This window comes from Stenotrophomonas sp. PAMC25021, assembly GCF_004795795.1.
Classification (GTDB): Bacteria; Pseudomonadota; Gammaproteobacteria; order Xanthomonadales; family Xanthomonadaceae; genus Stenotrophomonas; species Stenotrophomonas muris.
In genome coordinates, this window is sequence record NZ_CP039255.1 from 936,321 (window position 1) to 952,003 (window position 15,683).

Sequence of the window (15,683 nt, forward strand, 5' to 3'; positions counted from 1 at the left end):
GGCGGGTGCAGGGCGCGCGCGGTGGTCATTCGATCACGTCTTCGCGCGGCAGCATCCGCTGGTTGTAGGTGTTGGCCATCACATAGCCGTACGCGCCGGCGTCGGCGATCAGCATCACGTCGTCCGGCGCGGTCGACACCGGCAGCTTGCGGCGCTTGCCGAACACATCGCTGGATTCGCAGATCGGGCCGACCACATCGAACGCCGCTTCGGCATAACCACCCTGGCGGCTGAGGTTCTCGATGTCGTGCCAGGCGTCGTACAGCGCCGGGCGCATCAGCGTGTTCATGCCGGCATCCAGGCCCACGCGGCGCACGCCGTCCTTTTCCACCACCTGGGTGGCATGGGTCAGCAGCACGCCCGATTCGGCCACCAGGTAGCGGCCCGGCTCGATCGCCAGGCGGAATGCCGGGTGCAGCGCCTTGACCTCGGCCAGGCCCTCGGCCCAGGCGTCCAGGTCGAACGGCTCGTCTTCGTCGCTGTACGGAATCGGCAGGCCGCCACCGATGTCGATGGTGTGCACGCTGCCGATGCGGCGGGCGAAGCCGGCCAGCTCATCGCACATCAGGCGCCAGTGCTGCGCGGTTTCCACGCCACTGCCCAGGTGCGCATGCAGGCCGACCACGCGGCTGCCCAGCTCGGTGGCCGCGCGCACGAACTCGTCCACGCGGGCGATCGGCAGGCCGAACTTGGACTCCTTGCCGCCGGTGCGGACCTTGGCATGGTGGCCTTCGCCACGCCCCAGGTCGACGCGCAGCCACAGCTCGCGGTTGCGGAACAGGTCCGGCCAGCGCTGCAGCGCTTCGACGTTGTCGACGGTGACGGTCACGCCAAGGGCGAACGCCGCCTCGTACTCGCTGCGCGGGCAGAAGCTGGGAGTGAACAGCACGCGCCGCGGCGACAGCTCCGGCAGGTGCTGGAACACATGCTTCAGCTCGCCGTACGAGACGCACTCCAGCCCGAAGCCCTCGGCTTCCAGCAGCTGCAGGATGGCCGGGTGGCTGTTGGCCTTGATCGCGTAGTAACGCTGGTCGATCGGCTTGATCGCGGCCAGCGCGCGGGCGCGGGCGCGCACCGTCGGCAGGTGGTAGACATAGCGCGGCGTACCGGCATCGGCCAGCTGCAGCAGGTGCGCACGCTGGCCGCGCCACCACGGCGTGCCGCGCGGGCGCACGGTGCCGGCAATCTCGCGCCAGCGCGGGCCGAACACTTCGGTTTCTTCCACCGGCATCGCACCGCTGTCGATCAGCTCGGCATGCAGGATCGGCAGCAGGCCATCGGCATCGGCCTCGTCGATGACGAAGGTCAGGTTCAGGTCGTTGGACGACTGCGAAATCATGTGCACGCGCTCGCGGCCGAAGGTGGCCCACACGTCCGACAGCTTGTGCAGCAGAGAACGCATGCCGCGGCCGACCAGGGTGATCGCCGCGCACGGCACGATCACCTTTACCTTGCAGATCTGCGACAGGTCGGCCGACAGCGCGGCCAGCACATCGGTGTTGACCAGGTTCTCGGACGGGTCCAGCGACACGGTGACGTTGGTCTCGGCCGAACCGATCAGGTCCACCGACAGGCCATGCTTCTTGAACAGGTTGAACACATCGGCCAGGAAGCCGACCTGCTGCCACATGCCGATGCCTTCCATCGACACCAGCACGATGCCGTTGCGGCGGCTGATCGCCTTGACGCCTGGTACCGGTGCAGCACTGCCGTCAATGCTGGTGCCCGGCAGTTCCGGACGCTCGGTATCGAGGATGGCCATCGGCACGCCTGCATCGCGGCACGGCTTGATCGAGCGCGGATGCAGCACCTTGGCACCAGTGGTGGCAATTTCCTGCGCCTCGTAGTAGTCCAGGCGGGTCAGCAGGCGCGCGTCCGGCACATCCTTCGGGTTGGCACTGAACATGCCCGGCACATCGGTCCAGATTTCCACGCGGCTGGCGCCGAGCAGCGCGCCGAAGTACGCCGCCGAGGTATCCGAGCCACCACGGCCGAGGATGGCGGTACCGCCATCGGCATGCCGCGAGATGAAACCCTGGGTGATCAGCAGGCGGGTCGGCTGCGCGCGGAAGCGCTGCATCCACTCCGCGTCGGCACGCCACTGGCAGTTCACCGACAGGCGCTGTGACCAGTCGCTCTGGTTCGGCTGCGGCGGCATCGCGTCCAGCCACTGGCGGGCATCCATCCAGCCCATGTCCAGGCCCGAGGCGTGCAGGTAGGCCGCGCCCAGCGTGGACGACAACAGTTCGCCCTGGCCCAGCACTTCGGCCTGCCACTGCAGCGGACGGGTGGCCGCACGCTGGTCGTCGAGCAGGCCCTGCAGTGCCGCCAGGCGCTCGGCCAGTACTTCGCGGCCCAGGCCCAGTTCGGCCAGGAAGCCTTCATGGCGTTCGACCAGCGCGGCCACGCGATCACGGCTGTCCGGCGCGCCATCGGCGATCGCGGTCAGCTCGTTGGTGACCCCGGACAGCGCCGACACCACCACCAGCACGCGCGAGCCGGTCTCTTCCGCGCGTTTTTTCGCCAGCTTCCCGATCGTGTCCCAGCGGTGACGACGCGACACCGAGGTGCCGCCGAACTTCAGTACGATCCAACGATCGACAAGGGGGGAAGCTGACATGGATTGGCTATGTAGAATGTGGGGAAGCCGCCCTCGGGGGCGGAACCTTTGATTCTAAGCGCAATATCCCCGTAGATGGCCCTCCTCCGTTACCTGCAGCTCGATGTCTTCGCCTCCCGCCCCGGAACCGGGAATCCACTGGGTGCCCTGCTGGACGCCGATGCGCTCTCCGGCGAGCAGATGCAGGCCCTGGCCGCCTGGCTGAACCTGTCCGAGACGGTGTTCTTCCTGCGCCCCAGCGCGCCCGGCGCCGACTACCACATCCGCATCTTCACCCCGACCCGTGAGCTGGCCTTCGCCGGCCACCCGAGCGTCGGCGCGGCCTGGGCGGCGGTGAGCTGCGGCCTGGCCCAGCCTCGCGACGGCGCCCTGCTGCAGCAGTGCGCGGCGGGGGTGCTGCCCGTGCGGGTGAGCGGCCCGGCCGAGGCACTCCAGATCCAGCTGGCCAGCCCACCGGCGCGGCAACTGGCGACTGGCGCAGATGCGGCACCCGAAGCACTGCTGGCCCTCGCCGCCAACGGGCACGTGCCCGAACTCTGGGACAACGGCGCGCGCTGGTGGCTGCTGCCGCTGCGCGATGCCGCCGCTGTGCGCGGCCTGGCGCCGGACATGGCCGCCCTGCGCGACTGGAGCCTTGCCACCGAGGCCACCGGCGTGGCCGTATTCGCCGACGAAGCCGGTACCGACCACACCCGTGTGGTGCGCGCATTCTGCCCCGCCGATGCGGCCAGCGTGCCGGAAGATCCGGTCACCGGCAGCGCCAATGCCCTGATCGCTGCCTGGCTGCGGCAGCGCAACGCCCTGCCCGGCCGCGAGGGCCACTACGTGGCCAGCCAGGGCCGCGAAGTCGGCCGCGATGGCCACGTGCAGGTGCAGGTCGACGCGCAGGGCACGGTCTGGATCGGCGGCCAGGTGCAGCCGGTCATCGACGGCCACCTTCGCTGGTAGCGCACGAAAAAAGGGGACGGAGGGAATTAAGTCGCTTGTGCCCCAAGTGCCATAAGCGACTTAATTCCCTCCGTCCCCTTTTTTGTGCCCCGCGCTACGCTATGCCGCCTGTTTACTGGAGTCCTGCCCGATGTCCACCCGCCGTTTCCTGCAGCTGGATGTGTTCTCCCCGCGCGCCGGTGCCGGCAATCCGCTGGCCGTGGTGCTTGATGCCGAAGGCCTGGACGATGCCAGCATGCAGGCCATTGCGCGCTGGACGCGCCTGCCAGAGACCACCTTCGTGTTCCCGCCGCAGGTCGCAGGCGCCAGCTACCGGCTGCGCATGTTCAGCCCGCAGAAGGAGGTTCCGTTCGCCGGCCACCCCAGCGTCGGCACCGCGCATGCGGTGCTGCAGGCGGGCCTGGCCGCGCCAGTCGACGGCGTGCTCGTGCAGGACGGCATCGCCGGTGCGCTGCCGCTGCGCGTGAGCGGCGAGGGCGCGCAGCAGCGCATTGCCATCCGCACCCCGCGCGCGCAGCTGGCGGAGATCGCCGAGGCCACCGACCCGCGCCTGCAGGCGGCGCTGAAGGATTGGCCGCTGGGCTCGCTGCCGCCGGCGCGCATGCAGGGCGGGCGCAGCTGGTGGGTGGTGCAGGTGGCCGATGAAGCGGCACTGCGCGCACTGCGCCCGGACTGGGACGCGGTCGCGGCTCTGGCCGAATCCACCGACAGCATGGGCGTGTTTGCCTACGCCTTCAGCGATGGCGGCGAAGGCTTCGATCTGGCGGTGCGCGCCTTTGTCGGCAATGGCCGCCGCTTCGAGGACGCCGCCTCCGGTGCTGCCAATGCGGTGCTGGCCGCATGGCTGGACCTGCGCGATGCGCTGCCGCGGGGCCGTGAATCGTTCGAAGTCAGCCAGGGCCGCGAAGTCGGCCACGACGCGCGCCTGACCCTGCGCGTCGATGAAGACGGCGAGGTCTGGTCGGGCGGGCAGGTGCAGACGGTGATTACCGGCACCCTTGATTGGTGATCGCGCTGGCGGGTGGTAGAGCCGAAGGCAGCGGCAGGAGCCGCTGCCAACGTCGGACGCGACGGCCCGGAGGGTGGGGACCAGGAAGGCCGCCATAACGCTGGCCGGCTGCTACATGGACCCCGGCATCATGCGGTTGCCGGCCCGCCGCCGGCACTACCGTGGCTCAGCCCAGTTCGGCTTCCAGGCTGATCGGCACCGCGCTCAGCGCCTTGGACACCGGGCAGTTCTGCTTGGCGTCATCGGCAATGGCACGGAACTGTGCGGCGTCGATACCCGGCACCACGGCCTTCACCTTCAGCCGGATCTGCGACAGCTGCGGCCCGCCCTCCAGGGACAGATCGACCTTGGCCTCGGTGTCCAGCGAGGTCGGGGTGAAGCCGGCCTCACCAAGCTTGGCCGACAGCGCCATGGTGAAACAGCCGGCGTGCGCGGCGGCGATCAGCTCCTCCGGATTGGTGCCCTTCTCGTCGCCGAAGCGGCTGTTGAAACCGTAGCGGGTCTTGTCCAGCAGCCCGCTCTGCGGCGTGCTCAGCTGTCCCTTGCCCGACTTCAGATCGCCTTCCCAGTGCGCGGTGGCGTGTCGCGAGATTCCCATGTGCTGCTCCTGCGTGGCGGTGATGAACGGCCACTCTCGCACGGGACGCGTTAGCCCTGCGTCGCTCCGCCGCATGCCGCACGTCCGCCGGACATCGGACAGCTGGTCACTTCTTCGCCAGACCGACGTGGACTTTTCCCTTGTTTTCAGTGGTTTCGCACATTCCAGCAACGGGCAGGCAGCAGCCATCGCGCACGCTGCAGCGCCCCCGTCCCCCACCGCCGGCCATGTACTGAATCGGCCTGGATATGAAAAAACATGCACTTTCCGCGCTTCGGGCTATTGGCGGCGCCCGAGAGTTGCCCTACATTGCGCTTGCCGACGGGGTTCGGCGCCGACCACACAACCAACCGTTCACGGAACAGGAAACCATGGCAAAGACCGCTAAGAAGGCTGCCCCGAAGAAGGCAGTGAAGAAAGTCGCGACGAAGGCAGCCGCCAAGCCGGCCGCTCCGAAGCCGATCAAGGAAGTGCTGACCAAGTCCGGCCTGGTTGCACACATCGCTGAAGCCTCCGGCGTCATCGCCAAGGACGTCCGCGCTGTGCTGGCCTCGCTGGAAAGCGCCGTCGCCTCCTCGGTGCACAAGAAGGGCGCTGGCTCGTTCACCCTGCCGGGCCTGCTGAAGATCACCACCGTCAATGTGCCGGCCAAGCCGAAGCGCAAGGGCATCAACCCGTTCACCAAGGAAGAGCAGTGGTTCGCTGCCAAGCCGGCCACCACCAAGCTGAAGGTGCGTCCGCTGAAGAAGCTGAAGGACGCCGCGCTGTAAGCGCGCGCCCCAACGCGGATTCCGACGGGACGGCTCTGGCCGTCCCGTTTTTTTTGTCCGCACCACACCCCGCAACACAGCGTTGCCGCGGCCCCGGCAATCCCCGTACAGGCCCGCCAGCATTGGCTGCCGGTGCTCCGCAAAGGGCGCGGAACGTACCGGGTGGAACACTGCGTGCAGCGCCGGCCGTCGCCGCCAGCCGTGGCCTTGCCTATGGTGGGCACATCCTCCACAGCTACGGCGAGCACACCCTCATGGCCAGCCCCTCCACCCGCTACCGGATCTCGGTAACCCCGATCGAAAAGGACGGGCTGCAGTGCACCGGGCGCTGCACCATCGAACTGGAACACCGCGCCGGACGCGACCTGATGCGCCTGCTGGAAGCGGCCCCGCGTACCGCCGGCATCAGTGGCGACGAGCGCGCGACCCTGGTGATCGCCACCCAGCTGCTGCGCGACATCGTACAGCGCCACGCCGAGACCGACGGCCACGCACTGGCCGCCATCGCCGGCCAGGTCCTGCCGGCGCTGGACGCGCTGGAGCAGCTGCCCTCCTCCCGCTGATAGCGGCGCAACCGATACACTGCCGCCCTCCAGGTTGCCTCGGGGAGGAGGCGGGCATGCGCAGGATCCTGTTCCTGATCGCACCACTGGTGCTGCTGGGTTGTTCACGCCCGGCGGCACAGACGAATGATCACATCACGGCAGCGTCCGCTCCCGTCGCCGCAGCAGCGGACACCGGTACCGGCCCCGGTCCCGCAGCATTGCAGGCGAGCGATATGACGCTGCTGTCCGCCGTCGACGACGGCGCAGAGCCGCCGTCGACGATGCTCAACCGCTACGTCGCCGCACTGCTCAACCGCGACCGCGCCGCCAGCGATGCTGCCTGGACGATCCCACCCGGCGACCCGCGGCATGCAGACGACGCCGCGCTGCGGCAGCTGCAGGACCTGCGCACGCTGCGCCTGCACAGCGATACCCCGATCGCCCGAGATGACCGGCAGCCACCGCGGCTGCTTGAAGTCCCTGTGCAGATCCGTGCGGTCACCGCCAATGGCACGTTCCGCTTCGGCGGCTGGTACCGCGTGCAGCCCAGCAGTGACGGCAGCGCCTGGCAGATCCAGTCGGCACAGCTGCGTCCAACGCTGGACTGAACCGTTGCAGCGGCATGCACGCGCGATTCAGCCTGCGCGGCTACTCTTTGATCCATCCATCTGCTTCCCACCGGTCACCGACATGCGCCTGCGTTCCCTGATGACCCGCCTCGCGGCCTCCACCGTGCTGATCGCCGCTGCGATCGGTGCGCAGGCGGCTCCCTCCATTTCCGGCCGCGAACTGTCGGTGGGCGCCAGCGACGTGCAGCAGTACCTCGATGGCAGCTTCCCGCGCACCCAGGACGCCCTCGGCGGCCTGATCGCCCTGACCATGAGCCATCCGCAGCTGAGCCTTCCGGCCGGCGAACGGTTGAACCTGGGCATGGACGTCGCGCTGGCCACCGCCGGCGGCAACCCGGCCCGACTGGGCACGGTGAAGCTCAGCAGCGGCCTGCGCTACGACGCGCAGACACAGGGCTTTCACCTGCAGCAGCCGAGCGTGGATGACTTCACCCCGGCCAACCAGGGCGGCCGCCTCGACTCGCGCACCCGTGGCCTGCTCAATGCGTGGCTGAGCGACTACGCCCAGCGCGAACCGATCTACAAGCTGGACCCGGCCGTGGCCGGGGTGCTCGGCGCCCTGCAGGTGCAGTCGGCACAGGTGAAGAACGGCAAGCTGGTGGTCACTTTCAACCAGAACCTGGGCAACCTGGTACCGGCAGGCCTGCTGGGCAAATGAGGTGGTGCCGACCGCTGGCCGGCAGCACGTCACTGCATCTGCCGGCCAGCGGCCGGCACTACCGGTAGCGCATCAGGCGGCAAGCGCTTTTACCACCGCCTCGCTGAAAGCCGGAATGTCATCCGGCTTGCGGCTGGTGATGACGTTGCCGTCGACCACCACCTCGGCATCGCGCCATGTCGCGCCCGCGTTCGCCAGATCCTGCTGCAGGGAAGGCCAGGAGGTCAGCTCGCGGCCATCGGCCAGGCCGCTGTTGATCAGCAGCCACGGGCCATGGCAGATCGCCGCCACGGGCTTGCCGGCTTCATCCACTGAACGGATGAAGGCCAGTACGGCATCATCGGTGCGCAGTGTGTCCGGATTGATGACCCCGCCGGGCAGAACCACCGCATCGAAGCGTGCAGGATCGGCCTCATCCAACGGGATATCCACCGCGACGGCGTCGCCCCAGTTCTTCTCCTTCCAGCCCTTGATCGTCGCTTCCTTTGCGGGCGAGACCACGCTGACGCGCGCCCCTTCCGCTTCCAGCAAACGCTTGGGTTCGATCAGTTCAGACTGTTCGAAGCCGTGGGTGGCAAGGATGGCAATCTGCTTGCCCTTCAATCGCTCTGCCATGGAGGCACTCCGGTTGGGGGAGCCCACAGAATGGAAGAACGGCCCTTGCGCGGCGGTGACCCTGTCGTGCACGGCAGGTGGAGAGCCGCCGGGTGGTGCCGGCCGCTGGCCGGCACCTGGATTGCGCCTTGCCGGCCAGCGGCCGGCACTACCCGGTACCGATCAGCGCTTGGGCTGCAGCATCGTGCCGGTGCACTTGGGCGAGCCGCAACGGCACTCCCAGATCTCCTTCAGCTTGGCGGTGTGGCGCTCGGCCAGGGTGATGCCGTAGTTGTAGGTCAGCTCCTCGCCGGCCTTGATATCACGCAGTGCCTCGATGAACACCTTGTCGCCCCGGCTGTCGCCGTCCTCGTCCTCCTCGATCACCGCCTCGCAGTTCGGGTCGCAGCTGTGGTTTATCCAGCGCGCGTCGTTGCCCTTGTAGTTGGCGTCGATCACCCAGTCATCGTTGAGGGTGAACAGGAAGGTATGGCCACTTTCGACGTCGCCGCTGTCATCGGCATCGACATCACCGTGGCTGCGCAGCAGGCCCTTGTACTGGATCACGCGCTCGCCCTGCTTGATCGGGGCCACGGCGAACACGCCGTTGCCATGGATGGCGGACTTGCGGGCTTGGATCTTCTTCGGCATCGGCGCGGGCTGTTTGCAGCGAATGGAATGGGGATTCTCGCCCATTCCGGGTGATTGCGAAAATCACCCCGTTGGCGCAGCATTGCGCCCCGGCAACGGCCGCGGTGTGTGCTCCCGGCCTGGCCCAAGCGCCGGCTGAATGCCCGGCTTGGATGGTGGCGAATAAAAGCGTACAATTTCAGTCCGCTTTAAGAACCACTCGCATCCCCATGTTGCGCGTCACCAAACTCACCGATTACGCCACCGTCGTGCTGACCGTGCTGGCCGCCCGTCCGGGCGAAGTGCTCAGTGCCACCGAGCTGGCCGAATTCACCGGTCTGGAGCCGCCCACCGTCAGCAAGGTGCTCAAGCCACTGGCCCAGGCCGGCCTGGTCGAAGGCCTGCGTGGCGTCCGTGGCGGCTACCGCCTGACCCGCCCGGCCATCGAGATCTCGCTGTTCGAAGTGGTCGAAGCGATGGAAGGGCCACTGGCCCTGACCGAATGCAGCCACGACCACCACCAGTGCGGCATGGCGCCCAAGTGCGGCGCGCGCAGCAGCTGGCGGCTGATCAACGACGTGGTCTCCGAGGCCCTGCGCGATGTCACCCTCGCGCAGATCCTGCCCCCTCTCCCCCTTGCCGATGACGAACAGCGCCGCACCATCGCTGTCGACGTCGTCTCCTGATCCGTAGGCAGCCCCCCCATGGCCACCGAAACCATCGAAAACGTCGCCCACGGCGACACCCCCAACCGCGAGATCCACGAGCAGCTCGGCCGCAAGTATTCGGCCGGCTTCATCACCGAGATCGAGTCGGACTCCCTGCCGCCGGGCCTGGACGAGGACACCATCCGTGCCCTGTCGGCCAAGAAGGACGAGCCGGAGTGGATGACGCAGTGGCGCCTGGATGCCTACCGCCACTTCCTGACCCTGCCGATGCCGGACTGGGCCAAGCTGGAGATCGCGCCGATCGACCTGCAGGCGCTCAGCTACTACTCCGCGCCGAAGGGCCCGAAGTACGCCTCGCTGGATGATGTGCCGAAGGAACTGCTCGACACCTACGACAAGCTGGGCGTGCCGCTGCACGAGCGCGCCAAGCTGGCCGGCGTGGCGGTGGATGCGGTGTTCGACTCGGTATCCGTGGGCACCACCTTCCGCAAGGAACTGGCCGAGAAGGGCGTGATCTTCTGCTCGATGTCCGAGGCCATCAAGGAACACCCGGCGCTGGTGCGCCAGTACCTGGGCACCGTGGTGCCGGTCGGTGACAACTACTTCGCCGCGCTCAACTCGGCGGTGTTCTCCGATGGCAGCTTCGTGTTCATTCCCAAGGGCGTGCGCTGCCCGATGGAACTGAGCACCTATTTCCGCATCAACGCCGGCCACACCGGCCAGTTCGAGCGCACCCTGATCGTGTGCGAGGACAAGGCCTACGTCTCCTACCTGGAAGGCTGCACCGCGCCGATGCGCGATGAGAACCAGCTGCACGCCGCGGTGGTCGAGCTGGTCGCGCTGGAAGATGCGGAGATCAAGTACTCCACGGTGCAGAACTGGTACCCGGGCGACGAGAACGGCGTCGGTGGCATCTACAACTTCGTGACCAAGCGTGCCGAATGCCGTGGCGCGCGCAGCAAGGTCACCTGGACCCAGGTCGAGACCGGCTCGGCGATCACCTGGAAGTACCCGTCCTGCGTGCTGCTGGGCGACGATTCGGTCGGTGAGTTCCACTCGGTCGCGCTGACCCATCACCGCCAGCAGGCCGACACCGGCACCAAGATGATCCATGTCGGCAAGCGCACCAAGAGCAAGATCGTCAGCAAGGGCATCAGCGCCGGCCGTGGCCAGAACACCTACCGCGGCCTGGTGCGGGTGGACCGCAACGCCGAGGGCGCGCGCAACTACACCCAGTGCGACTCGCTGCTGATCGGCAAGCAGTGCGGCGCGCACACCTTCCCCTACATCGAGGTGAAGAACCCGGGCGCCACCGTCGAGCACGAGGCGACCACTTCCAAGATCTCCGATGACCAGCTGTTCTACTGCCGCGCCCGTGGCATCAGCCAGGAAGACGCGGTGTCGATGATCGTCGACGGCTTCTGCAAGCAGGTGTTCCGCGAACTGCCGATGGAGTTCGCGGTGGAAGCCAAGAAGCTGCTGGAAGTCTCGCTGGAAGGTTCGGTGGGCTGACCGCCCGCCCCTGCCCCTCGCAAACGCATTCTCTTTACCGGCGGGCCCTGGCCCGCCCCACGGAAACCCCCACCATGCTGAAGATCGAAAACCTCCACGCCCGCATCGGCGACAAGGAAATCCTCAAGGGCCTGTCGCTGGATGTGAAGCCCGGCCAGGTGCACGCCATCATGGGCCCGAACGGCGCCGGCAAGTCCACCCTGGGCAACGTCCTGGCCGGCCGCGACGGCTACGAAGTGACCGAAGGCAGCGTGCAGTTCGACGGCGTCGACCTGCTGGAGCAGGACCCGGAAGCACGTGCCGCCGCGGGCCTGTTCCTGGCGTTCCAGTACCCGGTGGAAATCCCGGGCGTGAACAACACCTACTTCCTGCGCGCGGCACTGAACGCCCAGCGCAAGGCGCGCGGCGAAGAAGAACTCGATTCCATGCAGTTCCTCAAGCTGGTGCGGCAGAAGCTGGCCGTGCTGCACCTGAAGGACGAACTGCTGCACCGTGGCGTCAACGAAGGCTTCTCCGGCGGCGAGAAGAAGCGCAACGAGATCTTCCAGCTGGCCGTGCTGGAACCGAAGCTGGCGATCTTGGACGAGACCGACTCGGGCCTGGACATCGACGCGCTGAAGAGCGTGGCCGACGGCGTCAACGCACTGCGCGGCGCCGACCGTTCGTTCCTGGTCATCACCCACTACCAGCGCCTGCTGGACTACATCAAGCCGGACGTCGTGCACGTGCTGGCCGATGGTCGCATCGTCAAGAGCGGCGGCCCCGAGCTGGCGCTGGAGCTGGAAGCGCACGGCTATGATTTCCTGAAGGACCGGGTCGTGCCCGAGGCGGCGGTCTGATGAGCGCCCTGCTTGACTCCATGGCCCAGGCCTTCTGCGGCAGCGATGCGCGCCGCGAAGTGCTGGATGCGGCCCTGCGCGACGGTCTTCCCGCCGCCCGCAACGAAGCCTGGAAGTACACCTCGCTGCGCCAGCTGGAGCGCCGCGCGTTCGCTGCGGCACCGCTGCAGGCGCCGGCGCTGGACGCCGCGCTGCTGGACGACATCCCGGCGCCGCGCCTGGTGTTCGTCAACGGCCGCCTGGATGCCGCGCTGAGCGATGTGCAGGCCCTGCCGTCCGGCGTGCAGCTGCAGCCGCTGTCGTCCGCGCTGGCCGCTGGCGAAGACGCCGTGCGATTCCTTGGCCGTCGCTACGAGCGCAGCGAAGAGATCTTCGCCCGGCTCAACGCCGCGCTGGCCGATGAAGGCGTGGTGCTGCGCGTGGATGAAGGCGTGCAGGTCGAAACGCCGCTGCAGCTGGTATTCGCCAGCGTCGCCGGGGAAGCCGACCTGGCCTGGCACCATCGCCACCTGATCGAACTGCGCGCCGGCGCCAGCCTCGGCGTGGTCGAGCACCGCTTCAGCGTGGGTGACTCCGCCCACCTGGACAACACCGTGCTGCATGCCCACGTCGCCCGCGATGGCGTACTCAAGCACGCCCGCGTGCAGGCCGGCAGCGCCCGCCAGACCAGCTTCCTGCGTACCGACGCGGTGCTGGCCCGCGACGCGCAGTACCACCGCGTGGACCTGGAACTGGGCGCCGCGCTCAGCCGCCACGAACTGAACGTGCGCCTGGAAGGCGACAACGCCCGGCTGACCGCCAACGGCGTGCTGCTCGGCAATGGCCGCCGCCACGTCGAGACCCGCCTGGGCATCGACCACATCGCGCGCGATACCGCCTGCGAGCTGCTGTGGCGCGGCGTTGCCGCCAACCGCAGCCGTGTGGTGTTCCATGGCGGCATCCAGATCCGCGAAGGCGCCGACGGCACCGACGCGAACCTGTCCAACAAGAACCTGCTGCTGTCGGCCGATGCCGAGATCGACACCCAGCCGACGCTGGTGATCGACGCCGATGAAGTGAAGGCCGCGCACGGCGCGACCGTCGGCCAGCTCGATGCCAATGCGCTGTTCTACCTGCGCTCGCGTGGCCTGCCCCAGGTCCAGGCGCAGGCACTGCTGAGCGCTGCGTTCTGCCATGAACCGCTGAAGATCCTGCCGGACGCGTTGCGCGAGCAGCTGGCACGCCGCCTGGACAAGGCCCTGGCCGAGGCGGGTGTGGCATGAACCTGTCCACGCCACGCCCGATCGAAGAACGCACCGGCGCCCCGGACTGGGATCGCGTCCGCCTCGACTTCCCGCTGCTGATGCGTGAAGTGCACGGCAAGCCGCTGGTCTATTTCGACAACGCCAACACCGGCCAGAAGCCGGTACAGGTGATCGGCGCGGTGGATGAGTTCTACCGCCGCTACAACGCCAACGTCAGCCGCGCGGTGCATGCACTGGGCAGCGAAGCGACCGACGCCTACGAAGGCGCACGCAACAAGCTGGCACGCTTCCTCAACGTGCGCGCCAGCGACCTGGTGCTGTGCAGCGGCACCACCTTCGCCATCAACCTGGTGGCCTACTCGTGGGCGCTGCCGCGATTGAAGGCCGGCGACGTGATCCTGATCACGCGCATGGAACACCATGCCAACATCGTGCCGTGGCAGCTGGTCGCGCAACGTACCGGCGCCACCATCCGCGTGGCCGAGATCACGCCCGATGGCGCGCTGGACCTGGATGCGCTGCGCGCGGCGATGACCCCGGAGGTCAGGCTGCTGGCGGTCACCCATGTCTCCAACGTGCTGGGCACGGTCAATCCGGTGCGCGAGATCTGCCGTGAAGCGCGCAAGCGCGGCATCATCACCGTGGTCGATGGCTCGCAGGCGGTGCCGCACCGCAAGGTCGACGTCGCCGCGATCGGCTGCGACTTCTACGCCATCACCGGCCACAAGATGTGCGGTCCGACCGGCACTGGTGCGCTGTGGGCGCGCCGCGAGCACCTGGACGCGATGCCGCCGTTCCTCGGCGGCGGCGAGATGATCAAGGAAGTCAGCTTCGACGGCACCGTGTTCAACGATGCCCCGCACAAGTTCGAAGCCGGCACCCCGAACATCGCCGGTTTCATCGGCCTGGGCGTGGCCGCCGACTACCTGCAGCAGCTCGGCCAGGAGAACGTGGAAGCCCGCGAAGCCGAACTGCTGGCGCACTTCACCGAGGAGCTGCGCCGCGTCGACGGCCTGCGCATCATCGGCGAAGCGCCGGAGAAGGCCGCCGTGGTCTCGTTCCTGATCGATGGCGCGCATGCGCACGATCTGGCCACCCTGCTCGACCTGGAAGGGGTGGCCGTGCGCTCGGGGCAGCACTGCGCACACCCGCTGCTGCAGTACTTCGGCGTCGCCGCCACCTGCCGTGCCTCGCTGGCGTTCTACAACACGCACGCCGAGATCGAGCGCTTCATGACCGCGCTGACCAAGGTACGCAAGCTGCTGGGCTGAGCCGGCACACCGGGGTCAGATCCCTTTCGCGACGCGAAAGGGATCTGACCCCACCAGTATTCCAGACAGCCGCCGCTGCGACCGCAATGCCCGCCGGATCGCGACCAGATGAACGCGGCATACCGCCCGCAGCACACCGGGGTCAGATTCCTTTCGCCACGCGAAAGGGCTCTGACCCCACCAGCATTCCCAACAGCCGCCGTTGCAACTGCAATGTCCGCCGGATCGCGACCAGATGAACGCGGCATACTGCCCGTAGCACACCGGGGTCAGATCCCTTTCGCCACGCGAAAGGGATCTGACCCCACCAGCATTCCCGACAACCGCCGTTGCGACCGCAATGCCCGCCGGATCGCGACCAGATGAACGTGGCATACCGCCCGCAGCACACCGGGGTCAGATCCCTTTCGCCACGCGAAAGGGATCTGACCCCACCAGCATTCCCGACAGCCGCCGTTGCGACTGCAATGCCCGCCGGATCGCCAGCAGATCCCCCGCCGGAATACCCGCCTCGATGAACTCCACATAGCGCCTGCACCGTTCATCCGCATCAGAACCCATCAGCTCAAATGCCGAATGCGGCTCGAGCAGCGCATTGGGCCTGCCACGCGCATTGGCACGATAGCTCGACCAGCGATAGTCACCGGGATGCGCCACCTTCCCCGCCCGAACCGGGTTGAGCTCGATGTAGCGCTGGCAGGCCAGCAGATAGCGATCCGTATCCACCACCGTGGAGTGGAAGCGCCCTTCCCATAACGTGCCGGTGCGGCCCTGCCGATCATTCACCCGACGTACGTAGGTCCGGTTCACGGCCTGCATCATCCGCGACAGCCCGCCGCAGAGATCAGGCGTTGCCAGAAGATGGACGTGATTGTCCATCAGCACATAAGCGTGGACCCGGCAGTGCTGCTGGTCTGCGTGATGACACAGCAGGCGCAGGTAGGCGACGCGGTCGCCATCCGCAAAGAACACGCGCTGACGATTGTTGCCGCGCTGGACGACATGTTGCGGATATCCGGGCGCATCGATGCGCCGTGGCCTTGGCATGGGCTGCTCCTGGTAGCAGGGGGTCAGGGCCCTTCGCTGCGCAAAGGGATCTGACCCCGAGCATCTGCCGATTCCGGGCCCGTGCCAGTCGGTCCATGGCC

16 protein-coding genes are annotated in these 15,683 nt (G+C 67.7%); 11 read left to right on the forward strand and 5 right to left on the reverse strand.

The features are described 5' to 3' along the window. Window positions 1-25: 25 nt before the first annotated feature. Complete coding sequence (locus tag E5790_RS04450; protein WP_111205823.1) at window positions 26-2,620, reverse strand: bifunctional aspartate kinase/diaminopimelate decarboxylase; 2,595 nt, start codon at window positions 2,618-2,620, stop codon at window positions 26-28. 75 nt (window positions 2,621-2,695) lie between these two features. On the opposite strand from E5790_RS04450, the gene E5790_RS04455 reads away from it, so the two are divergent. Next, window positions 2,696-3,568: a PhzF family phenazine biosynthesis protein gene (locus tag E5790_RS04455; RefSeq protein WP_032957809.1), complete on the forward strand. Its 873-nt coding sequence runs from the start codon at window positions 2,696-2,698 to the stop codon at window positions 3,566-3,568. A 130-nt stretch (window positions 3,569-3,698) separates the two neighbouring features. Next, window positions 3,699-4,577, forward strand: a complete 879-nt coding sequence (locus E5790_RS04460) for a PhzF family phenazine biosynthesis protein (protein ID WP_032957811.1) — start codon at window positions 3,699-3,701, stop codon at window positions 4,575-4,577. Between the two features lie 166 nt (window positions 4,578-4,743). On the opposite strand, the gene E5790_RS04465 is transcribed toward E5790_RS04460, so the two are convergent. Next, on the reverse strand, window positions 4,744-5,175 hold the full coding sequence (locus tag E5790_RS04465) for an OsmC family protein (RefSeq protein ID WP_014646276.1): 432 nt from the start codon (window positions 5,173-5,175) through the stop codon (window positions 4,744-4,746). Window positions 5,176-5,546: 371 nt separating this feature from the next. On the opposite strand from E5790_RS04465, the gene E5790_RS04470 reads away from it, so the two are divergent. The 4 genes from E5790_RS04470 (at window position 5,547) to E5790_RS04485 (ending at window position 7,777) form a co-directional block, all read left to right on the forward strand. Continuing rightward, entirely contained in the window at window positions 5,547-5,945 is a 399-nt protein-coding gene (locus tag E5790_RS04470; RefSeq protein WP_010483539.1) for an HU family DNA-binding protein, read from the forward strand. Window positions 5,946-6,199: 254 nt separating this feature from the next. Next, complete coding sequence (locus E5790_RS04475) at window positions 6,200-6,508, forward strand: DUF3861 family protein (RefSeq protein ID WP_014646275.1); 309 nt, start codon at window positions 6,200-6,202, stop codon at window positions 6,506-6,508. Between the two features lie 56 nt (window positions 6,509-6,564). After that, entirely contained in the window at window positions 6,565-7,098 is a 534-nt protein-coding gene (locus E5790_RS04480) for a hypothetical protein (RefSeq protein WP_032957813.1), read from the forward strand. 82 nt (window positions 7,099-7,180) lie between these two features. Further along, window positions 7,181-7,777, forward strand: coding sequence for a DUF1439 domain-containing protein (locus E5790_RS04485; protein ID WP_014646273.1), 597 nt, complete (start codon window positions 7,181-7,183; stop codon window positions 7,775-7,777). 72 nt (window positions 7,778-7,849) lie between these two features. Here the strand turns inward: E5790_RS04485 and E5790_RS04490 are convergent, their stop codons facing one another. Together E5790_RS04490 and E5790_RS04495 are read right to left on the reverse strand one after the other, a co-directional pair. Then, complete coding sequence (locus tag E5790_RS04490; protein ID WP_032957815.1) at window positions 7,850-8,392, reverse strand: type 1 glutamine amidotransferase domain-containing protein; 543 nt, start codon at window positions 8,390-8,392, stop codon at window positions 7,850-7,852. 162 nt (window positions 8,393-8,554) lie between these two features. Continuing rightward, the gene (locus tag E5790_RS04495) at window positions 8,555-9,022 is read right to left on the reverse strand and encodes an SET domain-containing protein-lysine N-methyltransferase (RefSeq protein ID WP_111205822.1); all 468 of its coding nucleotides are present in this window, start codon (window positions 9,020-9,022) and stop codon (window positions 8,555-8,557) included. A gap of 209 nt (window positions 9,023-9,231) precedes the next feature. Here E5790_RS04495 and E5790_RS04500 point away from each other — a divergent pair, with 209 nt between their 5' ends. From E5790_RS04500 to E5790_RS04520, 5 genes are all read left to right on the forward strand, one after another. Further along, window positions 9,232-9,687 (forward strand): SUF system Fe-S cluster assembly regulator, encoded by a 456-nt coding sequence (locus tag E5790_RS04500; protein ID WP_005408436.1) that lies wholly within the window; start codon window positions 9,232-9,234, stop codon window positions 9,685-9,687. 18 nt (window positions 9,688-9,705) lie between these two features. Next, complete coding sequence (gene sufB / locus E5790_RS04505; protein WP_111205821.1) at window positions 9,706-11,181, forward strand: Fe-S cluster assembly protein SufB; 1,476 nt, start codon at window positions 9,706-9,708, stop codon at window positions 11,179-11,181. 74 nt (window positions 11,182-11,255) lie between these two features. Further along, a complete protein-coding gene (gene sufC, locus E5790_RS04510; RefSeq protein ID WP_032957818.1) occupies window positions 11,256-12,020 on the forward strand; it encodes a Fe-S cluster assembly ATPase SufC in 765 nt (254 codons plus the stop codon). Then, complete coding sequence (sufD, locus tag E5790_RS04515; protein ID WP_111205820.1) at window positions 12,020-13,282, forward strand: Fe-S cluster assembly protein SufD; 1,263 nt, start codon at window positions 12,020-12,022, stop codon at window positions 13,280-13,282. Before sufC ends, sufD begins: the two co-directional genes overlap by 1 nt. Beyond that, the gene (locus E5790_RS04520) at window positions 13,279-14,535 is read left to right on the forward strand and encodes a cysteine desulfurase (RefSeq protein WP_046429365.1); all 1,257 of its coding nucleotides are present in this window, start codon (window positions 13,279-13,281) and stop codon (window positions 14,533-14,535) included. Before sufD ends, E5790_RS04520 begins: the two co-directional genes overlap by 4 nt. A gap of 396 nt (window positions 14,536-14,931) precedes the next feature. Here E5790_RS04520 and E5790_RS04540 read toward each other — a convergent pair whose 3' ends face one another. Beyond that, entirely contained in the window at window positions 14,932-15,582 is a 651-nt protein-coding gene (locus E5790_RS04540; protein ID WP_111205819.1) for a transposase, read from the reverse strand. Between the last annotated feature and the right edge of the window lie 101 nt (window positions 15,583-15,683).

What these genes read in the sequence shown, in the direction of transcription:
- E5790_RS04450 (WP_111205823.1), bottom strand. Translation starts at nt 2,620, where the DNA reads ATGTCAGCTTCCCCCCTTGTCGATCGTTGGATCGTACTGAAGTTCGGC.
- E5790_RS04455 (WP_032957809.1), top strand. Translation starts at nt 2,696, where the DNA reads ATGGCCCTCCTCCGTTACCTGCAGCTCGATGTCTTCGCCTCCCGCCCC.
- E5790_RS04460 (WP_032957811.1), top strand. Translation starts at nt 3,699, where the DNA reads ATGTCCACCCGCCGTTTCCTGCAGCTGGATGTGTTCTCCCCGCGCGCC.
- E5790_RS04465 (WP_014646276.1), bottom strand. Translation starts at nt 5,175, where the DNA reads ATGGGAATCTCGCGACACGCCACCGCGCACTGGGAAGGCGATCTGAAG.
- E5790_RS04470 (WP_010483539.1), top strand. Translation starts at nt 5,547, where the DNA reads ATGGCAAAGACCGCTAAGAAGGCTGCCCCGAAGAAGGCAGTGAAGAAA.
- E5790_RS04475 (WP_014646275.1), top strand. Translation starts at nt 6,200, where the DNA reads ATGGCCAGCCCCTCCACCCGCTACCGGATCTCGGTAACCCCGATCGAA.
- E5790_RS04480 (WP_032957813.1), top strand. Translation starts at nt 6,565, where the DNA reads ATGCGCAGGATCCTGTTCCTGATCGCACCACTGGTGCTGCTGGGTTGT.
- E5790_RS04485 (WP_014646273.1), top strand. Translation starts at nt 7,181, where the DNA reads ATGCGCCTGCGTTCCCTGATGACCCGCCTCGCGGCCTCCACCGTGCTG.
- E5790_RS04490 (WP_032957815.1), bottom strand. Translation starts at nt 8,392, where the DNA reads ATGGCAGAGCGATTGAAGGGCAAGCAGATTGCCATCCTTGCCACCCAC.
- E5790_RS04495 (WP_111205822.1), bottom strand. Translation starts at nt 9,022, where the DNA reads ATGCCGAAGAAGATCCAAGCCCGCAAGTCCGCCATCCATGGCAACGGC.
- E5790_RS04500 (WP_005408436.1), top strand. Translation starts at nt 9,232, where the DNA reads ATGTTGCGCGTCACCAAACTCACCGATTACGCCACCGTCGTGCTGACC.
- sufB (WP_111205821.1), top strand. Translation starts at nt 9,706, where the DNA reads ATGGCCACCGAAACCATCGAAAACGTCGCCCACGGCGACACCCCCAAC.
- sufC (WP_032957818.1), top strand. Translation starts at nt 11,256, where the DNA reads ATGCTGAAGATCGAAAACCTCCACGCCCGCATCGGCGACAAGGAAATC.
- sufD (WP_111205820.1), top strand. Translation starts at nt 12,020, where the DNA reads ATGAGCGCCCTGCTTGACTCCATGGCCCAGGCCTTCTGCGGCAGCGAT.
- E5790_RS04520 (WP_046429365.1), top strand. Translation starts at nt 13,279, where the DNA reads ATGAACCTGTCCACGCCACGCCCGATCGAAGAACGCACCGGCGCCCCG.
- E5790_RS04540 (WP_111205819.1), bottom strand. Translation starts at nt 15,582, where the DNA reads ATGCCAAGGCCACGGCGCATCGATGCGCCCGGATATCCGCAACATGTC.